16 protein-coding genes, 1 tRNA gene and 1 rRNA gene are annotated in these 17,612 nt (G+C 64.4%); 9 read left to right on the forward strand and 9 right to left on the reverse strand.

All coding sequences use genetic code 11. The features are described from left to right. Window positions 1-220: 220 nt before the first annotated feature. The 6 genes from MCUHO_RS00455 to cfbA form a co-directional block, all read right to left on the reverse strand. Window positions 221-293, reverse strand: a tRNA-Glu gene (locus tag MCUHO_RS00455). Between the two features lie 86 nt (window positions 294-379). Then, a complete protein-coding gene (gene ilvE / locus MCUHO_RS00460) occupies window positions 380-1,249 on the reverse strand; it encodes a branched-chain-amino-acid transaminase (RefSeq protein ID WP_067072219.1) in 870 nt (289 codons plus the stop codon). Between the two features lie 165 nt (window positions 1,250-1,414). Continuing rightward, window positions 1,415-2,779 (reverse strand): Ni-sirohydrochlorin a,c-diamide synthase, encoded by a 1,365-nt coding sequence (gene cfbB / locus MCUHO_RS00465; protein ID WP_067072220.1) that lies wholly within the window; start codon window positions 2,777-2,779, stop codon window positions 1,415-1,417. Continuing rightward, window positions 2,776-3,840, reverse strand: a complete 1,065-nt coding sequence (gene cfbD, locus MCUHO_RS00470) for a Ni-sirohydrochlorin a,c-diamide reductive cyclase catalytic subunit (protein ID WP_067072221.1) — start codon at window positions 3,838-3,840, stop codon at window positions 2,776-2,778. Before cfbD ends, cfbB begins: the two co-directional genes overlap by 4 nt. A gap of 2 nt (window positions 3,841-3,842) precedes the next feature. Further along, complete coding sequence (cfbE, locus tag MCUHO_RS00475) at window positions 3,843-5,000, reverse strand: coenzyme F430 synthase (RefSeq protein WP_067072222.1); 1,158 nt, start codon at window positions 4,998-5,000, stop codon at window positions 3,843-3,845. Between the two features lie 5 nt (window positions 5,001-5,005). Beyond that, window positions 5,006-5,413 carry a sirohydrochlorin nickelochelatase gene (gene cfbA / locus MCUHO_RS00480; RefSeq protein WP_067072224.1) on the reverse strand — a complete coding sequence of 136 codons (408 nt, stop codon included), beginning with the start codon at window positions 5,411-5,413 and terminating at the stop codon, window positions 5,006-5,008. A gap of 75 nt (window positions 5,414-5,488) precedes the next feature. Between cfbA and MCUHO_RS00485 the strand changes: the two genes are divergently transcribed. The 8 genes from MCUHO_RS00485 to MCUHO_RS00520 all read left to right on the forward strand — a co-directional run bounded on the left by MCUHO_RS00485 (window position 5,489) and on the right by MCUHO_RS00520 (window position 10,656). Continuing rightward, window positions 5,489-5,986: a PDDEXK family nuclease gene (locus tag MCUHO_RS00485; RefSeq protein WP_067072226.1), complete on the forward strand. Its 498-nt coding sequence runs from the start codon at window positions 5,489-5,491 to the stop codon at window positions 5,984-5,986. Continuing rightward, window positions 5,983-7,122 carry a methanogenesis marker 9 domain-containing protein gene (locus MCUHO_RS00490; RefSeq protein WP_067072228.1) on the forward strand — a complete coding sequence of 380 codons (1,140 nt, stop codon included), beginning with the start codon at window positions 5,983-5,985 and terminating at the stop codon, window positions 7,120-7,122. Before MCUHO_RS00485 ends, MCUHO_RS00490 begins: the two co-directional genes overlap by 4 nt. Next, window positions 7,109-7,915: a triphosphoribosyl-dephospho-CoA synthase gene (locus MCUHO_RS00495; RefSeq protein WP_084385836.1), complete on the forward strand. Its 807-nt coding sequence runs from the start codon at window positions 7,109-7,111 to the stop codon at window positions 7,913-7,915. Before MCUHO_RS00490 ends, MCUHO_RS00495 begins: the two co-directional genes overlap by 14 nt. Continuing rightward, window positions 7,897-8,472, forward strand: coding sequence for a DUF447 domain-containing protein (locus MCUHO_RS00500; RefSeq protein ID WP_084385837.1), 576 nt, complete (start codon window positions 7,897-7,899; stop codon window positions 8,470-8,472). Before MCUHO_RS00495 ends, MCUHO_RS00500 begins: the two co-directional genes overlap by 19 nt. Window positions 8,473-8,598: 126 nt before the next feature. After that, entirely contained in the window at window positions 8,599-9,045 is a 447-nt protein-coding gene (locus MCUHO_RS00505) for a fasciclin domain-containing protein (protein WP_067072231.1), read from the forward strand. Between the two features lie 160 nt (window positions 9,046-9,205). Beyond that, a complete protein-coding gene (locus tag MCUHO_RS00510; protein WP_067072234.1) occupies window positions 9,206-9,634 on the forward strand; it encodes a fasciclin domain-containing protein in 429 nt (142 codons plus the stop codon). 111 nt (window positions 9,635-9,745) lie between these two features. Next, window positions 9,746-10,177: a fasciclin domain-containing protein gene (locus tag MCUHO_RS00515; protein WP_067072236.1), complete on the forward strand. Its 432-nt coding sequence runs from the start codon at window positions 9,746-9,748 to the stop codon at window positions 10,175-10,177. A 53-nt stretch (window positions 10,178-10,230) separates the two neighbouring features. Beyond that, complete coding sequence (locus MCUHO_RS00520) at window positions 10,231-10,656, forward strand: fasciclin domain-containing protein (protein WP_067072238.1); 426 nt, start codon at window positions 10,231-10,233, stop codon at window positions 10,654-10,656. 5 nt (window positions 10,657-10,661) lie between these two features. Here MCUHO_RS00520 and uvsE read toward each other — a convergent pair whose 3' ends face one another. From uvsE to MCUHO_RS00535, 3 genes are all read right to left on the reverse strand, one after another. Continuing rightward, window positions 10,662-11,567, reverse strand: coding sequence for a UV DNA damage repair endonuclease UvsE (gene uvsE / locus MCUHO_RS00525; RefSeq protein ID WP_067072240.1), 906 nt, complete (start codon window positions 11,565-11,567; stop codon window positions 10,662-10,664). 34 nt (window positions 11,568-11,601) lie between these two features. Then, a complete protein-coding gene (locus MCUHO_RS00530) occupies window positions 11,602-12,486 on the reverse strand; it encodes an HhH-GPD family protein (protein WP_067072242.1) in 885 nt (294 codons plus the stop codon). A 345-nt stretch (window positions 12,487-12,831) separates the two neighbouring features. Continuing rightward, a complete protein-coding gene (locus tag MCUHO_RS00535; protein WP_067072244.1) occupies window positions 12,832-16,611 on the reverse strand; it encodes an AAA domain-containing protein in 3,780 nt (1,259 codons plus the stop codon). Window positions 16,612-17,487: 876 nt separating this feature from the next. Between MCUHO_RS00535 and MCUHO_RS00540 the strand changes: the two genes are divergently transcribed. Further along, window positions 17,488-17,612: ribosomal RNA gene (locus MCUHO_RS00540) — 16S ribosomal RNA — on the forward strand; the annotation flags it as partial.

Raw genomic sequence — 17,612 nt, forward strand, 5'->3', positions numbered from 1 at the left:
GGATAGTTATTAACCCAGAATGAAACGACGTAGAGCCTATATGAATCGTATAGTCCTCGCAGTACCGGTTAATCGTAATTCTCCGAACCCTGTTAAATCTGGTTGTGGAATGTGTGATCGTGGATGGTCAGAGCTCTGAATCGTGGTTCCACTGTCATAAAACAGTCTTTCTGCCCGCAGTTTTAGGTGTGACAGCAGAGTTTTTGCCCTCAAAACAAGATGCTGCTAAGGGGATTCGAACCCCTGTCGTCGGCGTGAAAGGCCGACATGATTGGCCCCTACACTATAGCAGCGAATTGATGCACCGAAGTGCTATACAACTTGGGCGTGTGCGGATAAAAAAGTTATGCCTGGGAAATCCCGGCCGGCCCGGTTCTCCTCACTCGCCGATCGGGCTTCCTTCCTTCTGGGTGACGGTCTTGAAGGCCGCCATCAGCTGCCGGGTGACGGGGCCGGGCTTGCCGTTCCCGATGACGCGGCCGTCGATCTCGCGGATCGGGCCGACCTCCGCCGCGGTTCCGGTGACGAAGACCTCGTCGGCGGTGTAGAGGTCGAAGTAGCCCAGGTTCCGCTCGAGGAGGGTGATGCCCATCGACTCCGCGATCTCGAGGACGACCGCCCGGGTGATGCCGCGCAGGTTGTTCAGGGTCGGCGGGGTGACGATGGCGCCGTCCTTGACGACGAAGATGTTGTCCCCCGAGCCCTCGGCGATGTAGCCCTTGGTGTCGAAGAAGATCGCCTCGTCGACGCCGCGGTAGTTCGCCTCGATCTTCGCGAGGATGTTGTTCAGATAGTTCAGGCTCTTGACGTTCGGCGGCATCGACTCCGGCGGGGTGCGGCGGACCGAGACGCAGACCGCCCGGAGCCCCTTCTCGTAGAGGTCGCCGTACATCGCGCCCCAGGTGACGGCGATGACGATGACGGTCGGCTTTTCGCACTTCCGGGGGTCGAGACCGAGGTCGCCCTTGCCCCTCGTCACGATCGGGCGGATGTAGGCGTCCCGCAGGTTGTTCTTCCGGAGCGTCTCCTTGATCGCCTCGGCCATCTCCTCCCTCGTGATCGGGACGGCGAGGTCGATCGCCTTCGCCGAGTCGTAGAGCCGTGCGATGTGCTCGTCGAGACGGAAGACCCTGCCGTTGTAGGCCCGTATCCCCTCGAAAACGCCGTCGCCGTAGAGGAGCCCGTGGTCGAAGACCGAGACCTTCGCCTCCTCCTCGGGGACGAATCTGCCGTCGAGATAAATTATCATGGGAATAGTGTGGTATCGATTTGCTTGTATCTTTTGCGTTTCGTGCACCGCCCGGCGGCGGCCGAAACGGCGCGGCAATCTCCGGTGTGTAAGAAGGCGCGGAAGCGTCTTCTCTCAGGGTCGAAGGTGCGGAGAACGCGGAGTCTCGAAAACCGTATTGCCCAGTCAGCCCCGGCAGCAGTCCACAAAGTGCGCGAGCATCCCCCTGCTCGTCACCGGGTGGAGGTGCGTGTAACTCCCGATCGTCCGGTCGCGGACCGCGCCGTCGAAGCCGTCCCGGATCCCGCTCCCCCGGCTCAGCCGGTAGGCGAACCGCGTCTCCGGCGCGAGGTCGACGCTGCTGTAGTGGAACTCGTGGCCGCGGAACGCCGCCTCGCCCATCGGGCTCCCTGCCGCGCTCGTCCCGACGACATAGCCGAGCATCCGGCGTGCGGGCATCCGTGTCTCCCCGGCAAAGACCCCGGCGAGGTCGTAGGTCTCCTCTCCGGAGCCCGCGAACCCCGGGGCGAGCACCATCCGGTCGGTGAGGTAGATCAGCCCCCCGCACTCCGCGTAGATGGGGGTGCCGTTCCGCGAGACCTCTCTGAGCCCCTCCCGCATCGCGGTGTTCGCCTCGAGCTCCGCGCCGAAGAGTTCCGGGTAGCCGCCGCCGAGGACGTAGCCGTCGGCCTCCGGCAGCCGATCGTGAATCGGGGAGAACGGAACCGTCTCGGCCCCGCACGACGCAAGGATATCGAAGAGATCGGCGTAGTAGAAGTTGAACGCCTCGTCGAGCGCGACGCCGATCCGGACGTCCGGGTCGGCCGCCTTATAAACGGAGTTCTCCTCCGCCGGCGGTTCGCCCTCCCGTGCGAGCGCGAGCAGTCCGTCCAGGTCGACGTGATTGGCGATCATCCGCTTCACCGTCTCGATGCGTGAGAGGAACTCGCCGTGCTCCTGCCCTTCCCGGTAGGGGACGAGGCCGAGGTGGCGCATGGCAAGTTCCATCTCCTCCGTCCGGGGGATGACCCCGACGACGGGAATACCGCAGTAGTGCTCGATCGCACGGACGGCCTTCTCCCGGTGGCGGGTTCCGGTGACGTTGTTCAAGATGACTCCCCGGATATCGACGTCGGTGTCGAAGGCCACAAAGCCCTTCACGAGCGCCGCCGCGCTCCGGGTGATGCTCCGGGCGTTGACGACTAAAACGACCGGCAGGTCGAGTTGCTTCGCGATCGCGGCCGTGCTCCCGAGGTCGGTGAGCGCCTCCGCGCCCTCGAAGAGCCCCCGGACCCCCTCGACGACCGCGACGTCCGCTCCCCGGCAGCCGTGGGCATAGACCGCCCGAACCTCGTCCGGGCTCATCACGTAGCCGTCCAGGTTCCGGCAGGGCCGCCCCGTCACCCCGGCAAGGTAAGAGGGGTCGATGTAGTCCATCCCCACCTTGAAGGTCTGGACGATCCGGTCGGTCGAGAGGAGGGCCGAGAGTGCGAGCGTGATGCTCGTCTTCCCGCTCCCGGATCGGTCGCCGGCGACGAGGAAGGACTTCATCGCATGCTCCGGAGGACTTCCCCGAACTCGCTTGCGACGATATTCCGGACGCCGAGGGTCTTCGGGTGCAGGTCGATCTCGACCATGACGTGCCGGTGCCCCATCTCCCGGAGCGGCGCCACCTGCCGGGGGCCGTTCGTGACCGAGAAGACCTCGATGCCTTCTGTGTACTCCGGCGGGACGGCGTGCGGAACCCCGACCATGAGGGCGAAGTCCGGAGCAATCTCCCGGAGCCGCTCCCCGACCGCAGGGCCGTTTGCCCCGTACTCGTCGAGCGCCCCGAGGAGTTCGGGGTCGACCCCGCGCTCCCGCATCCCGGCAAGGATCCGCCGGGCGTCCTCCCCGACCTTCGGGAGGCCGCGGCCTTCGAGGTTCGCGACGTAGGTGATCGCGGCCTCCGGGCAGGCGTCGTGGAGCGCGATGAGCTCGTCGGCGAACATGTAGGCGGTCTCTTTCTTCGCGTTCATGACTGCGACCCCCCTCGCGCCCGAGTCGGCGAGTTCGACGAGGCGTTCCGCCGCGACGTGCTTGAGATCGCCGCGAGACGGCTCGATGTAGTTCCGCGAGGCCGCTCCCCGCAGCCGCTCCACCTCGTTTGCCTTCGCTAAAAGGTATCGCTGGCGTTCGAGTTCGTCGGCGCTGATCCAGCCCGCGGCAGAGGCGGGCTCGAGCGTCGCAATCACCCCGTCGATGTTCTCGCGGAACCCCGCGTGGATGTCCACGGCGATCGCCGGGGTCGCTACCCCCGCGTCGTGGATCGCCGACTGGAGGTCTTCACCGATGATCATCGAGACACACGTCCCTACGACCGCCATCCGGTGGGGTGAGAACGTCTCTTCTGCGTAACGGAGAACCCGCATCAGCGGATCGTGCCCGCCGAAGATGAACTCGTTGTCGGCAAGCGACGTCGTCAGCACCCGCATGCCGTCCTCTTCGAGGAGACGGGCGTGCTTGAACGAGCAGCCCGACGGGCCGTGGAGGATAGCCACGTCCACCCCCAGGTCGCGGGCGGTATAGAGCGCCGCGACGATAGAACTCGGTCTTGGTTGAATGTAGTCCATACTTATCTCCACGTCTTTACCGCGAGGACGATCGCGCCCGCCGGGGTGATCGCTCTGGCGGCCTCGAGCCCCGCGGCGATCGTCGCCGCCGGATACCCTTCCCCGACGTAGACCGTCTCCGCAGGGGCGACGGTCGATACCGTCCGCAGGATCTCGTTCCTGGAGAACCCCTCGCAGATCGCCCGTGCCTCCTCGCCGATGACGAGTGTCAGGGGTGCGCCGCCGGAGAGTTCCCTTGCGTAGCGGGCGGCTTCAACGGTGGTCGCCATGTTCGTCCCGCTGTTTGCGTTGTCGACGATCAGGATCTCGCCCTCCCGCCGGGCCGCCATCCGGCCGGGCAGGGCAGTAAACCGCCCGAGGGGGGAGGGATCGACCCCGAGCACGCAGGCGGCCGCGGCCGCGAGCGCGAGCGGTGTCCGGTAGCCCGGGAGGGTAGTGAGCGGGTTCTCAAATGACCCGGCGATCCCGTTCCCGGAGTAGCGGCAGGTTCGCCCCTCGAAGGATACCATACTGTCGGCCGCGACCGCTCCGGGGAGGTCGATCCCCGGCGGGAGCACGACCGTCCGTGCCCGGGAGAGCAGCCGGCACTTCTCCGCGATCGCGCTCTTCTTCCTCGCCGCGACCGGATAGTCCTCCGGCGAGGTCAACACCGCCACGTCACCGGCGGCGGCGACCCCGAGCGACTCCTCGGCGACCAGCCAGCCGCCGATCCGTTCGGCCTCGCGCACCGCCGGGATCAGGGAGGCGGGAGTGATGCTCTTCTTCCAGAGCAGTTCCCGCTCCGGGTAGCGGTAGGTTCCGGTCGAGGTGTGCAGGATGCCTGGCCCCGGCAGGAGCGTTGCGAGGGCGTGGGCGGTCGTGGTCTTCCCCCGTGTCCCGGTGATCTCGATGAAGGGGTGTGGGAGCCGGTCGTCGTCGAGAATCCTCTTCACCGCCTCATGGTGCGAGACCGCGGGGCCGTGGCGTCGCAGAAGAGGGTGATCGGGATCGAGGTGAACCGGTGCGGTGACGAGATCGTAGGTCCGGACGAGCGCCTCCTCGATGGGGATGCCGGCCAGCCCCCGGTAGACGTCCACCTCGTCCACCCGGTGGCCGGCACCACGGAGTGCCCCGGCGAGTTCCGCCCCGCCGTGGATGGTATCCAGCACCAGGACTCGCATATTGTTCAGGGTTTTAGTTCGGCGACCGCTTCGGACGCGTTCTTCAGCATCAGTTCGGCAAGGAGCGGGTCGCTGCCGATGGGGTTGGCGTAGACGAGTGGTACAGACTTCCCGTTCAGCTGGAACGTTCCAAGCCGTTCTCCTTTCGGGAGGCCGAGGATCTCGGGGATGTCCTGGTTGATGTGGACGCCTTTTGCGAGGAAGAGCGGGACGACGACCAGCATCTCGATATTCTCGTCCCGGAACGCCTCGAGCTGCTCCTCCACCGTCGGGGTGTTGAGGCTCATGAATCCGGGTTTGACGATGTAATCGTCCGTCTTCTCGGCGATGAGTTTTGCAGTGGTCTCGATCAGTTCCTTATTGTGGGGGAGCTTGCTCCCGTGTCCGACCAGTAACATGCCTTTCATAGCCATATGTTACAAGGTACTACGATACTATATTAAAATAATTACCGATTGTTTTTAAGGCCCCGATCCAAAACTTATCTGATGGCAAACTTCGAACGGGAGATCACTTACTGCATCAACCGATTCTTCACGCACCGGCAGATCCACGGGTTCGCCTACCGGCTCAAGCAGAGCAAATTCAATACCCAGTACGTCGACGTCCTCGTGGACTCCCTCGACCCCCGCTACTACCTGGCCATCGAGTGCAAGTCGATATCGGGCAAGAAGATCTACTTCTCCCAGCACTTCCACTTCGACAAGCACAAAGTCCATCAGATCGACGCAATCACCGACTTTATCGGGAAGACCGGCCGCCGGGGGTTCCTTGCCGTGGAGTTCCGGTTCGGTGCGGGGAGGGCAAAGGAGGCGTACCTCATGCCCTGGGACACGGTTCTCGGGTATTACGGGAACGTCCCGGGCATCTCGATAGACGATTTCCGGCTCTGCTGTACGCTCGACCGCTCCGGTGAGGAGTACGATCTGCCGGGACTCGACACAAATCAATATCCTCTCTCACTGCCAACTGATGGAGAAGTATGATGGAAGCATATGATCGTTTTGAGCTCCTCATAAACGATCGGATCGTGAAAACACCGGTGGCAATAGCATCCATGGCCGGGATCGTGGATGCGGCATACGTTCTTGAGCGGGCCGACCATGTCGGGGCAGCGTTCATCGGGGGCTACTCCATCGACGCCCCTACCCTTGAAGCAAGCCGGCGGATGGCCGGGGAGGGTCGCAAAGAGTTTTTGTACGACGACCCGCTCGAAGCGCTGGGCCGTGAGATCGACGCCCTGAAAGAGAGCGATGTCGTTACCGGCCTCAACCTCCGCGGGAGCACGCCCGCCTCCTACGCCGAGGTCGCCCGGGCGTTCGAGGACGCGGTGGTCTACGAGATCGACGCCCACTGCAGGCAGCCGGCGATGCTTGAAACCGGGTGCGGCGAGTATCTCCTCCAGCACCCGGCGAAACTCGTCGAGACCGTCCGGGCGCTGAAGGCCGAGGACGTGACCGTCTCGGTGAAGATCCGGGCAGGTATTGCCGCCGACGACGCTGCTCTCGCCCGCACCGTCTGGAAGGCGGGTGCGGATATCCTCCACGTCGACCTGATGGACTTCGGGCACAACAAAGTCCGCCAGATCCGTAACGCCTCCCCCCTGACGCTGATCGCGAACAACTCCATCACCACCTTCGATAAAGCGATGGACGCCTTCTCTCACGGGGCCGACCTCGTCTCGCTTGCCCGGAAGTCCGACCCCTGGACGCTCGCCGGCCTCGATGCCGCCATCACCCGGTCGGCCGAGGAGGGCGGCTGGTACAACGCCCCGAAACAGCTCTGCCGCGGGGGCGATATCAGGGCGCTCGCCTTCTGCTGCATGCCGGTGAAGGCCTGCCCGCTCCTCCCGACCCTTGAGCGGATCGGGCTCTCCCGCGACGAGTACCTGAAGTTCAAGCAGGAGGCGGTGAAGGAGACCCCGCTCGAAGACGGGAAGAGCACCTGTTTCGGGAGCCTTGCCTGGTGCTGCAAGATCAGTTCTCCCTGTATGTTCCGCAACATGACGCTCGAGAAGAAGGGCCTCTCTCCACGCGAGTACATGCGGTGCAAGCACCAACTCTCCGAGAAGATCATGCACAGGATATTCGATGAAGAAGAATCTACCGATGAATCGAGCTGAACGTGCGCAGATGGCGATGATGCTCGAGGTCTCTGCCTACCCGAAGCCCGGGAACGTGGACAGGTGCCACGACTATGCAGATACCCGTCTCGAGCACTTCCTCGCCTCGACGATCCTCGCCCGCCCGGTCTTCGATGCGGCCGAGAAGACCGGCGGCCGGGTGGGGAACCTCATCCGGGAGGCGGTCATGCGCACGAACGGCCATTCCGGGGGGAACACCCACTTCGGGGCGTTCATCCTCCTCATCCCTCTCGTCCTCGGGGGAGATATCGACGGGGCGCGGGCAGTCGTCGCCGCAACCGACGTCGAGGATGCAGTCGATTTTTACGCGGCGTTCGGCCTCACGAGCGTCCGGATGGCGGAGAGCGACGATCTGGACGTGAACGACCCGGCCTCGGTCGCCGCCATCCGGGAGCGCGGCATGACGCTTGCCGACGTCATGGCCTACTCGGCGCCCCGGGACATGGTCGCACGGGAATGGACGAACGGATTTGCCCTGACCCGCCGGTGCGCCGACCTGCTTCATGCGCACGGGTGCGGCAGGGCGTCGGTCGTCGCGGCGTTCCTCGATCTCCTCGCTACAGAGCCGGACACCTTTATCGCGAAGAAGCACGGGGAAGCCGTGGCGGAGAGGACGATGCGGTCTGCGGCCGAGGTGCTCGACGGGAGGCGCGACCTTGCCGCCTTCGATGCCGAGTGCGTCTCCGCCGGGATCAACCCGGGCTCGATCGCCGACATCGCCATCGCCGGGATATACGTGGCGCTCGGGGAGGGATGGCAGTGGGACTGCTGACCGAAGGGATCAACGAGGTGATCGCGACCACCGGCCACAACGCCGCTCCCATGGGGATCATCAACCGGAACGGCTCCCTGCACATGGTTCTCTTCCGGGGGAGCCATACCGCGAGAAATATCGCCCGCGACCGGCGGGTGGTGGCGAACTTCGTCTTCGACCCCGTTATCTACGTCCAGACCGCGTTCGGCGACCTTCCATTCGACGCCTTCGTCTCCGAAGAGATCGACGGGACGGCCGTCTGCCGCCTCCGCGACGCGGAGGCCTGGGCCGCGTTTGCCGCCGACGTGGAGCGGTCGGGCGACGAGTCGATCGTCGTGCGGCTCAGCCCTCTGAAAGAGGAGGTGCTCGATCTCCGTCTCCACCCGGTGAACCGGGGATTTGCGAGCATCGTGGAGGCTGCCGTCCATGCCACCCGCTACGTCAGGAACCGCGACCCGTGGCTCGGGCGGCTGATCGAGCACCACAGCGGCCTCGTCCGGAAGTGCGGCGGTCCGCGGGAACGGGAGGCGCTCGAACTCCTCGAGCGGTATATCGCCGACAGGACCCACGAGTGAGAGTCGGGCCTGCTTATTCTTCCCGGGAGCCGCGTATCCCTTTGCCGCAGTTCCATATTTTTTGGAATATACTAATGCCTATATATCAGGACGGACCACGAACGCCCCACAGGGAGGTACCTGGTAATGGCGAAGATCTTTGATACGTTGCAGAACGATGGCAGGTTCGGCCGGCTGGTCGAGATCATCCAGACCCTCGGTGAGGATAAGATGCTGCAGGGCGAAGGGCCGATGACGTTCTTTGCCCCGGTCGACTCGGCGTGGGATGCGATCCCCGAGCCGAACCGGTCGATGATCATGAACGACAAGCAGATGCTCTCACATCTGATCGACTTCTTCACGATCGGCAATCATAAATGCACGCTTGAATCGCTCCTCAAAAGGAACGTCGTGCAGACCGTCGAAGGAAACAACATCATGATCCGGAAGACCGACCGTGGTACGCAGGTGGACACGGCCGTCGTACTCGAGGGAGACATCGAGGCGGAGAACGGGGTCATCCATGCCCTCGACAGCGTTCCCTTCACGACGCTTGCGCAGGCCGAACAGGCCTACCTGTCGACGAACGTTTGAACCCGGGCCGGAGTGCATCGTCCGGCTGGAAACCCTTTTTTTCTTCCCGGCGGGAGACGGCGCAGGATACGGCGTTCCTCGCGCCCGAAGCCCTCTCCCCGGGCGCATGGTATCATGTCCGTAATTTTATATATCTGGCCAAATGATTCGGGGGTTACCCATGAAGAGTATCTTTGAGACGGCCCGGGAAGACGACCGGTTGAGCACCTCCGTTGCGATGCTGCAGGCCGGAGGGATGGCCGAGACGCTCCAGGAAGAGGGAGAGTATACTGCATTGTTTCCAACGAACGAGGCGTACTCCGGTTTCTCCCGGGAGGTGATGGACGCCGTCACGGCCGACCGGGAGCGGCTCACAGCCATGATCCGGTATCACGTGATCCAGGGCAAACTCACCGCGCACGAACTCGCGCAGATGGAGGCGATCAGGACGCTGCAGGGCGACCACCTTGACATCGCGGGCACTCCCGGCGCGATACGGTTGAACGATGCCGGCGTCGTCCAGTCCGACGTCGAGTGCACGAACGGGATCTACCATGTCATCGACAGGGTGCTCCTGCCGCGAGCGGTCGAGGCGCGGGTGAAGCGGTAGGTTCCTGTCCGGCGGCGAAGACCGGCAGGAGACCGGTTCCCCGAGCAGTGCGGAATTATCCGTAGTTATATATACTCATGCCCCTTCAACTCCCGCCGGGAGTTGGTTCGCATGAAGAGTATCCTCGCGACCCTGCGCGACTCGGGATCGTTTGAGATCTTTCTTGACCTCGTACGGGCGGCCGGCATGGAGGAGCGGTTGAGCAGTGAAGGGCCGTATACGCTCTTCGTCCCGGAAGACGATGCGTTCCAGAAGGTTCCCCGGCCCGACTTCGAGACGATTCTCCGGGACGCCGACCGGCTCGGGGATACCCTGAACTACCATATCGTCCCCGGGGTGCACTCCATGATCGACCTGCTCGGCATAGGGACGCTCCGGTCGCTCCTCGGGGTGGATCTGACCGTGGAGGTTGCGCCGGAGGGGGTGCTGGTCAACGACGCTGCGGTCGTGGAGTCCGATGCCTGGTGCACCAACGGGATCTGCCACGCGGTCTCCGCACTGCTCCTGCCGCCCGTTGCAAGAGCCGTCGCCGCACGCGGGTAGCCGGAACGTATAAATAATCCGGTACGGTTAGTGGTGCGCGTGGAGAGAGCAGCATGAAGAATATCATCGATACCCTGGAGGACTCCGAGAGCCTTGGCACGTTTCTCGATCTCGTCCGGATTGCCGGCATGGAACCGATGCTCCGCGAGAGGGGGCCGTACACGGTCTTCGTCCCGACGGATGAGGCATTTTCGAGGGTTCCGAAGGATCGGATGGACGAGATCCGGCAGGATGCGGACAAACTCCTCCTGATCGTGAGTTACCACGTCGTGCCGGGGCAGTTGACCTCGGAGGATCTCCGGAGCATCGGCGCCGTCAGGTCGAGCCTCGGGACGGATCTCGTAATACGGTCGTCCGATAGGGGGATCACCGTCAACAGCGTTCGGATCGTTGAAGCGGATGCGTTCTGCACGAACGGGGTCTGCCACGCGATAGCGTCGGCGCTCGTCCCGCCGACACTGGAGATCGTCACCCCCTGACCGGGCTACCGCTCTCGCGGCAGACGGAACCGCCCGTCCCGGCGGGCGATCCCGACGGCGGCAAGAGCGCTCTTCTCCTTATCCTTGATCTCGAGCATGATGTCCATGTCGGACGGTGCGGTCTCGGCGAGGAACCGCTCGAAGTCGGCAGCATCAAGAGTCTCCGCGTGCCGGCCCTTCCGCCCGCCGGGCATCGCGGTGCTGTAGTCGATCATCGGGATGCCGTCGCGGGGCTGCCAGGTCGCGCCGGAGAGTTCGACCGCTTCGGCCACCCCGGCGCCGGAGGGGTTGACGGTGTGGTGGAAGACGTCGAAGAGCACCGGGATGCCGGTCTCCTCGTGGATGCGGAGGCAGTCGGCCAGGGTGTACCGCGAGTCGTCGTTTTCGACGACCAATCGGCGGAGGACGCTCTCGTCGAGCCCGGAATACTCCGTGCAGAACCGCTCGATGGCGGATTCCGGATCGCCGTAGACCCCGCCGACGTGGATCTGGATCTTCGCGGTCTCGTCGAGGTGCATGGCGTCGAGAAGGGCGGCGTGGTAGCTGAGTTCCGCGACGCTCCGCTCAACGATACCGGGGTCTTTCGCGTTGATGACGACGAACTGGTCGGGGTGCATGGAGACCCGCATATCATGCTCGCGAACGAACCGGCCGATCTCGCGAAACCTCTCCGCGAAGACCTCCTCCCACGGGGCGGTGCAGATTGGGTGCGACGCGAACGGCACGAGGCCGGAGCCGATCCGGAAGAAGAGGATGCACTCTTTGAGATTGAAGTGGAGGATCTCCCCAAGGCACCTGAGGTTCTCCCGGACGGTCTCCTCCAGCCGTTCGCCGGAGTAGGAGGAGAGCCGGAACGTGCGGCCCGAGGAGCAGCCGATGCTCCGGTTGATGCACGGGTAGCCGATCTTCATGGCTCTCCCGGGTGCTCCCGGACAGGCATCAACTTTACCTACAGGTATACGTGCCCTCGCTCTCGGCGACGAACCCCTCCCGTGCGAGGTCGCCGAGGATCCGCTTCACCCGCCCGGGCTCTTCACAGAGCCGGAGGATCACCTCCCTCTCCGTGACTGTCCCCTCCTCGAGGACGAGCGCGAGGATTCGTCCCCTGATCTGGCGGTCGGATCCTTCGAACCGGCTCTGGCGGGAGTAGGAGGCGCTCCTCCGGTTCGGGTTCGCCGTCCGCTTCTTCAAGACCGTACCGTAGTCCATCATCGCGCTGTACCACTCCCGCGGGTTCTCGCGGTAGAGCGTCCTCTCCACGAGCGGGAGGATCTCGTCGTCCCGGACGCCCTCCCTGTCCTGGAAGAAGAAGTGAATGAAGATCCGCCGGATGTTCGTCTCGATATAGACGACCGGCATGTTGAACGCATACGCAACAATCGCCGCCGCGGTCGCCTTCCCGATCCCGGGGAAGGTCGCGAGCGTCTCGACATCGGCGGGGAGTTCGCCGCCGTACTCGTCCATCACGCGCTTCGCGGTCTCCTGGAGCGCGATTGCCCGGCGGTTGTAGCCCATCCCCTGCCAGGCGAGGAGCACCTCGCTTCTGGGGGCACGGGCAAGGCTCTCGAAGTCCGGGAACCGTTCGAGGAACTCCGTGTATTTCACGGCGACCCGCTCGACCTGCGTCTGCTGGAGCATGATCTCGGAGACCAGGATCCGGTAGGGATCGGTGGTATGCCGCCAGGGGAGGTCGCGGCCGTGGGCTCGGAAGTAGGAGAGGATGAGATCCCGGAAGAGGTCGATGGCCTCCGGCGTCGCCCCCTCTGCCTGGACGGCGTCGAGGAGCCGGCGTTCGCGCTGGTTCTGGTCGGGGTCGAGGCTGCCGATCACGGTATACCATCTGTCTGACGGGGGCAAATAGGTTGGGCACCCCGGGGGTGGGGATGTTAAATGGCACTGAGAACGGCAGTTACAACGCCCTCCTGCTCCAAGAGATGCCCCTTCACGCGTGCCGGCTCAAGCCCCGTACACTGGACCGTGGGAATATCGCCATAGGGGAGGGGTTGCAGGGGAGGGGGGAGACCCCCCTCTCCTGTCCCCACCCCCCAGATGCGATATGCACTGGAAATCCGTGTTATGGGTTGCGAGGGACAGAATGCCAACTACTCGAAACGGTGCTTGGTCTTGGGGTGACAACCGGCGTTCGCTCCACCCTCTCCGCCTCTCCTCCCCCCTTCACTCCACCCGCGCCCGCATCACCGTGAGCCGGACGCCCGCCTCGCCGTCGAGGTCGAATGTCCGCGTATCGCCGTGCGCCCGGCAGAACTCCTGGAGGTCGAGCATGTGCCGGAACCCCGCCGCCGCCTTCTCGTTCTGCTCCAGTTCAAGCGGCGGCTCCAGGAGCGGCCGGGGCAGGAAGACCACGCATTTCGTCCGGCTCCGGGTCAGCGATACGTTCAGGCGGTTCCTGCTGTAGATGAACTCGGCCTCGCGAAGGGCGGTCTCGACGTCGCTCACGCCGTAACTGATGATTGCGCTCTCCGCCTCCTGCCCCTGCATCTTGTCGACGGTGTCCACGAAGGGGGGGGACTTCCAGGCCCGCACCCCGGCAAGACTGCTCTTGATGGCGCCGATCTGGGCGTGGTGCGGGCTGACGATGAAGAGCCCGTGCCGCCAGAACCGGTAGTCGCCGTCCTCCGTCGCCGGATACCGTTCTCCTGAGCCGGAATCGATGAGCCTCTCCCGGAGCGTTCCGGCCAGCCGGGCGACCAGCGCCGCCTCGGCCGGGTTCTCCACCGTCGTCCGGACGCCCTCGAGGACGCAGAGCACGAGCGGGTATGCCGGATCGAGAACCCACTCCATCCACTCCTCTCCCGGCGGAGCCGGAGCGAGGGTAATCCGCTGCCGTGCAATCTCGTCGGTTGCGGGAGCATATCCGGCGCCGTAGAGCGTCTCCGCCGGGAATCCCGAGAGGGTGCGGTTCATCCGCCAGTTCTCCTGGATCTGGCAGGTGTAGATGGGGCGGGAGGGGTCGTCGCGGTGCCGGAGGTAGGCGAAGACGGAGTCATCGAGCCCGGGGAGGCCGTCAACCGGTGCCGGATACGCCCCCTGGACGACCGGCGGGAGCTGGAGATCGTCTCCCGCGAGGACGAGCCGTCCGCCCTCTCCCAGCATCGGGAGCACCATCGCGAGTTCCGCCGCCCGCATCTGCGACGCTTCGTCGACGATCAGGAGATCGAGGGACGGGAGGGATTTCTCGAGTTTTGCGAACCCGTGTACCGTCCCGCCGAGGAGAAGGGCAGGATAGCCGACGACGGTCTCGGCCCGGTCGTGGGGCAGCACCTCGAGGCTCCGCTCCCCGCCGGGTGTCCGGATATCCCTCAGTTTGTAGATGGGGAGGCCCGCGGTAAGGCCGAACTCGTCGACCGAGCCCTGCACCTTGACGAGCAGGTTCTCGACGGCCGCGTGGGTGAACGCCGCGACCCCCACCCGGATCCGCTCCCCGTGCGCACGCCGGGCTTTGACGAGCGAGAGGATCGCCGTCGCGAGGAAATGCGTCTTCCCGGTTCCGGGCGGCCCCCAGACCAGGGTCAGGCGGTTCTCCGTTACGTGGGAGAACGCCGCGTTCTGGCTCCTCGTGAACCCGGCATCGCGGGCGAGCCGTTCGGCGTCGGCGGCGACCTCCCCGGGCTCAGGGATAGGCGCGGCGAACCCCTGCGGGTCGCGGAGGAGGCGGATGAAGTCGTTCTCCGGCTGCTCGTCGAGAGCAAGGAGGCGGTCGACGTAGCGCGGGGCGGTGAAGTCCGTGAACCGGGGGTGCAGCACCGCGAGATCACCCTCGGCAAAGGGCGCGTGATCGCGGGGGTAGGCCACCTCCAGCACGAGCCCCCTGACCTCCCCGGCCGTCCGGTCGACGATGGTGTCGCGGACTCTTGCGAAGCAGACCCCGCTGTTCCCGGGGTTCGGGCTGCTCCGGTAGCGGAGGTCGTCGAACGCCCGCTCAGCCTCCTCGCCCGCCGGTTCGTCCGGCACGAGGAGGTAACTGAACGCCCGTGACTGTTCGAAGAGTGCGAGATCCAGGGGGGCGAGCACCTTCCAGAAGTTCCCCTCGCTCTTCTTGAGCGGGATGCTGACGCCGTCCCGGACCCTTGCGGCCCGCGGCCGGCTCCGCAGCTCCTGCACCTGCCGTGCGCCCATCGTCGACTCGTACTCCGCGATGAAGAGGAGGCGGGATATCTCGGGCGTCGCGGCGTCCCACGAGCCCGGGAACCGGAACTTCTCCGCCCACCGCACGAGTCTCTCCTTCGTTCGTTCGCGGAGCCCGTCGAGGACGCTCCCCGCGGCGAGCAGGCGGCGCGAGACCTCCTGCCGGATCCAGTCCGTAGCCTCCGGCCGTCTCCCGTGCCAGGCCATCATGATGGCGTCGCTTTTCATAGCGTTGCCGTGCTCGTTCCAGAAGAGGGAGCTTGGGTTGAGGCGGTACGCAAACCGGGAGGAGGGGATCGCCGCGAGAACTTCAGGCAGGCGGAGCGTGAACGGGACGGGAAGCGCGAGCAGCCGCCGGATCTCCCGTGTCAGGACGACGGCCGGGAAGGGGACGGAAGTGCTCGGGTGGCTTGATCCGAGAGCGATGCCGGGATCCTGGTAGTAGAACCGCAGCCTGAGAGCGTCCTCGGCGGTCACGGGATCGTCGAGCGCCTCTTCGAGCAGCCGGGTGAAGAGTTCCTCCTCGTAGGTGTCGTAGACGTAGGTCTGCACCGACTCCTGCTCGGCCCAGTCGCGGCCCCGGTTGTACCCGTCGACGGCCTCGAGTTCCGCGGCGAGAGCCCGGACGAACTCCCGGCGCACCCCGGCACAGTCGCCGGGGTTCGCTGCGACGAAGATTGCTTCGTGCGACGGCGTCCCGTAGACGGCTTTGCCCCTGCTCCGCCGGAACCCGAGGGCGTATATCCGGCCGGATACAGGGTCCTTCTGGATGGTCAGGACGACGGCGATATCCTCGTAGACGGGGAGCGCGAGCGAGGTCGCGGCGAGCGGAATGATCTCTCCCGTCGTGAGCGCCCGGACGGTCGCCCGCAGGCGGTCGCCCTGGCCGGCGAGCGACCCGCAGTTGTCGAGGCAGCCGTCGCTCGCCGGGTCACGAAGAAACACCTCCAGGTCGGAGAGCGCGTTGATCGAGAGCCCGCCGTCCCACGGCGCCTCCCGCAGGTAGCGCCGCCCGATGGGCGAGAGCCCCGGGATCTGCGAGACCGAGGAGGAATCTTCCGCCTCTGCGCGGCAATGGTGGTAGAACTCGCAGGACTCGCACCGCGAGGTGAGGTGCCAGGGCACGTCCCCCGGCGGGGCGCCGAGGATGCCCGGGAGGCGGTGGCGGAAGAAGTCCTCGATCACCCGTATGTTGAGGTTTAGATCGAAGGGTTCCGGTTCGTCCTCCCCGTAGAGCCAGATCCCCGCCCGGTTCCGGTCGACCCGGAGATCGAGCCCGAGCAGGTCCAGGGCGTGCTCGAGGATCAGGGCATACAGCGTCGCCTGGATCCGGTGACTGACGCTGAGTTCTTCGCTTGCCTTGATATCGATGATCTGCAGGCGTCCTTCTTCATCGACCCTGACGAGATCCGGGCGGCAGGGGGAGAACCGGTGCCTCCCGGGGTCAAGATCGTACCTCTGCAGGAAGTGGACCGAGACCGGGATGGTCGTCTGGTAGATTGCCTCGCCCCGGGAGAGCCGGGGGAGGAGGTTGAAACTCTCTTCGATGGAGAACGACCGCCCGGAGATCGGCCCGCCCCCGTCCGGGAGCCGCACCCGGCCCGCGAGTTTCGTCCGGATCACCTCCTCCTCCCACCGGATGCCGGCTTCGAGGAGGGCTCGCGTCACCGGGCTCGTATCGATCGCGGCCGCCGGGATGCCGGCTCCAGGGCGCTCCTGCTCCGGGGTCGCGTGGTAGCGGAGGTGGCGTTCGCAGTCGTGGTAGAAGAACCGGCCGATGAGCGACGGGCTGAGGTTGAAGCGTGGCATGGACGAACTCGAGGATCCGGGATGACTCCCTGTGTGCCATTCTGTTTGTGGGGGCGCGGGAAAACAGTTGTTGTCGGTCGGTTCTTTTGCGTTCCATATGATAGATAGGATCGACCGACAGCTCTTCGAGGGATATGCGCGTTTGTGGCCTGGAACAGACCCCCGGTCATCCCGGTGCAGACCGCGCGCGTCTCCGGGCAGTCACGCGGTCTTTAGACCGGGTTTTGAGTGGTGGTTCCCTGCGCGTGGTGTGCCATGTGCGGTATCGGCGTTCGTGTAACTCCGCGATATCTCGTGCGTCTGCAAAAAAGGAGTCTTCTCCCCCTTCTCCTGGCTGCAAAATCCCTACATGAAACCATTGGGGAAATTAATACTCTGTGATGAGATGTGCCGGAATGCTGCGTTCCGGTTCACGCTCTCATCTCTCCGGAGGCCCTGAGATAGTCCGGGCCTGACGAAATGTTTATGTGGGTTCGGGATCAACATTGTATCTCACGCGGGCGGAACAATATCCGCCTGGAATTCGTGATCCGGCGAAAGTTCTCACAGGATTTTCGCGGAACGATCTCAAGCAGGAAGACAATGTTTATATGGTAAAACATACAAACATTATTTCCTGCGCAGGAAGTTGCTCCGGCCTGATTCGGCCGGGGTTTCCTGCATTTGAGGATATGTGGGTTCGAGATGCGATCTCGAATCTGATGTGGGAAGCAAATGTTTAAATATCCATAAAACCAACATTGTTTCCCTATTGATGGAGAACCGACATGACCGCGCCGTGACGCGGGTTGGTTCTGACGTTGGCATTGGCAATGCGGAAATTTGTTCAGTAACCGCTAATTCCTCCCAAGTTTACAGTAGTGTGCATACTTCAAAATTCTGGTTGATCCTGCCAGAGGTCACTGCTATCGGGGTTCGATTAAGCCATGCGAGTCGAGAGGGTTCGGCCCTCGGCGTACTGCTCAGTAACACGTGGATAACCTGACCTGAGGAAGGGGATA

Origin of the sequence: Methanoculleus horonobensis, from assembly GCF_001602375.1 — an archaeon.
Lineage (GTDB): Archaea > Halobacteriota > Methanomicrobia > Methanomicrobiales > Methanoculleaceae > Methanoculleus > Methanoculleus horonobensis.